The following is a 3,290-nucleotide window of genomic DNA, read 5'->3' as shown; positions in this document are numbered from 1 at the left end:
GACGACACCCCCGCCCGCCGGGGGCGCCCGGTGTCCGGCCACGGCTGGTCCTCGGTCAGCAGCCGTACCGCACCCGCCGACCAGTCCACATGCGGCGACGGCTCGGACACATGCAGCGTACGCGGCAGCATCCCGTGCCGCAGGGCCAGCACCATCTTGATGACCCCGGCGATACCGGCGGCCGACTGGGCGTGTCCGATGTTGGACTTGACCGTACCGAGCCACAGCGCCCGGTCCGCCGGCCGCCCCTGCCCGTAGGTGGCGAGCAGGGCCTGGGCCTCGATCGGATCGCCGAGCGTCGTCCCCGTGCCGTGCGCCTCGACCGCGTCCACTTCTGCCGCGGCGACCCCGGCGGCGGCCAGGGCGGCGCGGATGACCCGCTGCTGCGAGGGGCCGTTCGGGGCAGTCAGCCCATTGCTGGCACCGTCCTGGTTGACGGCGCTGCCGCGGACGAGGGCCAGCACACGATGGCCGTTGCGCCGCGCGTCCGACAGCCGCTCCACCACCACCATGCCCACGCCCTCGCCCCAGCCGGTGCCATCGGCTGTGGCGGAGAACGCCTTGCACCGGCCGTCCGCCGCCAGGCCCCGCTGCCGGGAGAACTCCACGAAGTTGAACGGGGTCATCATGACCGTGACGCCGCCCGCCAGGGCCAGCGAGCATTCGCCGGCCCGGAGCGACTGGCAGGCCAGATGGAGCGCCACGAGCGAGGACGAGCAGGCGGTGTCGATGCTGACCGCCGGGCCTTCCAGGCCGAGCGCGTACGAGACGCGCCCCGAGGCGACGCTGTTGTTGCTGCCAGTCAGCGCATAGCCCTCGCACAGCTCCGCCAGCTCCGACGGCGTCTGCCGCAGCCGCGCGCTGAAGTCCTGCGCGTTGCTGCCGGTGAAGACGCCCGTCGGACTGCCGTGGAGATCGTGGGGGTTGATCCCGGCTCGTTCGAGGGCTTCCCAGGACGCCTCCAGGAGCAGTCGCTGCTGGGGGTCCGTCGCCGTCGCCTCCCGTGGGCTGATCCCGAAGAACTCCGGGTCGAAGTCGCCCGCGTCGCGGAGGAAGGCGCCCTGTCGGCTGTACGAGGTGCCCGGCCGGTCCGGATCGGGGTCGAAGAGCCTCGCCAGGTCCCAGCCCCGGTCGGTCGGGAAGTCTCCGACGGCGTCCCGGTGTGCGGTGATGAACTCCCACAGGTCCTCGGGGGAGCCGATCCCGCCGGGGTAGCGGCAGGCCAAGCCGACGATGGCGATGGGCTCGGCGGGGTCCGGCGCGCCATGCGCCGCACCGGGCGAACTGCCACTCGTGGCCGTCGCGTCGGGCGTCACCCCGATGCCGTCCGGGCCTGTCGGCGCGCACCGCGCCAGCAGGTCGGCCGCGAGCTTGTCCGGCGTCGGACGGTCGAAGGCGACGGTGGTCGGCAGGCGGAGCCCGGTGGCCGCCGCGAGGCGGTTGCGGAGCTCGATGGCCGTCAGCGAGGTGAAACCCAGGTCGCGGAAGGCCCGGTCCGTGGGGATCGTCTGGGGCGTGGCGTGCCCGAGGACGGCGGCTGTATGAGAGCTGATGAGGTCGAGGAGCGTCTGGTGCCGTTCGGCCGGGCTCTGACCCGCGAGGCGGGTACGGAGGCTCGCGGTGGCGTCGGCCGTCCTGTCCGCGCCGTCGGTGGCGGCCGGGGCCGGGCGGCGGCTTCCCGGGATGTCGCGGGTGTGCGGCGCCGGCTTGAGCTTCTTCCAGTCGACGTCGGCGACGACGAGCTGGGCGTGGGGCGAGACGATGGCTCGCTCCAGGGCGGCCAGCGCCAGGTGTGGCGGCATCGGAGGAAAGCCGCGGTTGCGCAGGTACGTCTGCGCGGACTGTGTGCTCGCGAGCCCGTCGCCGTCCCAGTTGCCCCAGGCGATGGAGGTGGCGGCCAGCCCCTGGGCCCGGCGGTGCTGGGCGAGGGCGTCGAGGTAGGCGTTGGCGGCCGCGTAGTTGGCCTGGCCCGCGGCGCCGAAGGGCGCCGCGACGGACGAGAAGAGGACGAACGCGTCGAGGGGGTGGTGCTGGGCGAGGGCGTGCAGATGGTGTGCGGCATGGGACTTGGGCCCCAGAACGGCGGCGAGGTGGTCCGGGGTCTGTACGGCGAGGGTGCTGTCGTCCAGGACGCCCGCGGTGTGGACGACCGCGGTGAGGGGGCGGTCCGAGGGGACATCGGCGAGGAGATCCGCGAGCGCGCCGGGGTCGGCGGTGTCACATGCGGCGAGGGTCACCGTGGCGCCGAGTTCGATGAGCTGGTCGCGGAGCGCGGTGGCGCCGGGGGCCTTGGGCCCTCGCCGGCTCACCAGCAGCAAGTGGCAGTCGGGGTGGCGTTCGGCGATGCGGTGGGCGACGCGGGAGCCCAGGGCCCCGGTGCCGCCGGTGATGAGGACGGTGCCACGGGGCGTCCACGGCGGGGTGTCCTCCGCTGCGGCGGTGGACGGCGTCCGGATCAGGCGCCGGGTGCGTGGGCCGGTGGCGCGCAGCGCGAGTTCGTCCTCGTCGTGACAGGTGGTCAGCGCCGTGACGAGGCCGTGGAGGACCCGTTCGGTGAGAGTGTCCGGAAGGTCGATGAGGCCGCCCCACAGATCGGGGTGTTCGAGTGCGGCGGTGCGTCCCAGCCCCCAGACCATCGCCTGGAGGGGGTGATCGAGCGTATCCGCGGACGAGGTGGCGACGGCCTCGTGGGTGGCCAGCCACAGCCGGGGCGCCATGTCCTCGCGTGCGATGAGCGCCTGGATCAGGCTGAGGGTGAGGGCGGTGCCGACGGGCACCTCCGGGTGGCGCGGATGTGGCCCCTCGTCGAGGGCGAGCAGCGAGAGCACGCCGCCGATGGCCGGCCCATCGCTCGCGATCGCCTGTGCGAGATGCCGCTCCAGCAGGGGGAGTTCGGTGTGGGTGTCGTCGAGGACGAGGGTGGCGATGGGCAGACCCTGGCGTTCCAGAGCGTCCAGGACGGCACTGACGTGGAGGTGATCGGCCCGCCCTGCGGAGATCGCGACAAGCCATCGGCCGGACGGCCGGGGGCGCGCGGCGGTGAGGTCGGCCGGCTTCCAGATGTCGCGGTAACACCAGGTGTCGGTGATGGCCTGGTCGCGACGCCGACCGTGCCAGGCGGACAGGGCCGGCAGCAGCGCGTCCAGTGAGGTGCCCGGCTCGACGTCGAGGAGCGCGGCGACGGCGTTGGTGTCCTCGCCGTGGACCGCCTCCCAGAAGCGGGCCGCGGCGAGGTCCGTACCCACCGCCTTGTCCTCGGTGGAGTCGTGGAGCCAGTAGTGGTGGTGTTG

1 protein-coding gene is annotated in these 3,290 nt (G+C 73.6%); it reads right to left on the bottom strand.

All coding sequences use genetic code 11. The features are described 5' to 3' along the window. Positions 1-3,290: beta-ketoacyl synthase N-terminal-like domain-containing protein (locus tag CCN51_RS47475; RefSeq protein ID WP_143676136.1), on the bottom strand; the 3,290-nt coding region annotated here is incomplete at both ends.

The organism is Streptomyces milbemycinicus (assembly GCF_002154605.1).
GTDB lineage: Bacteria > Actinomycetota > Actinomycetes > Streptomycetales > Streptomycetaceae > Streptomyces > Streptomyces milbemycinicus.
This window is presented reverse-complemented; position numbering and strand designations above follow the sequence as displayed.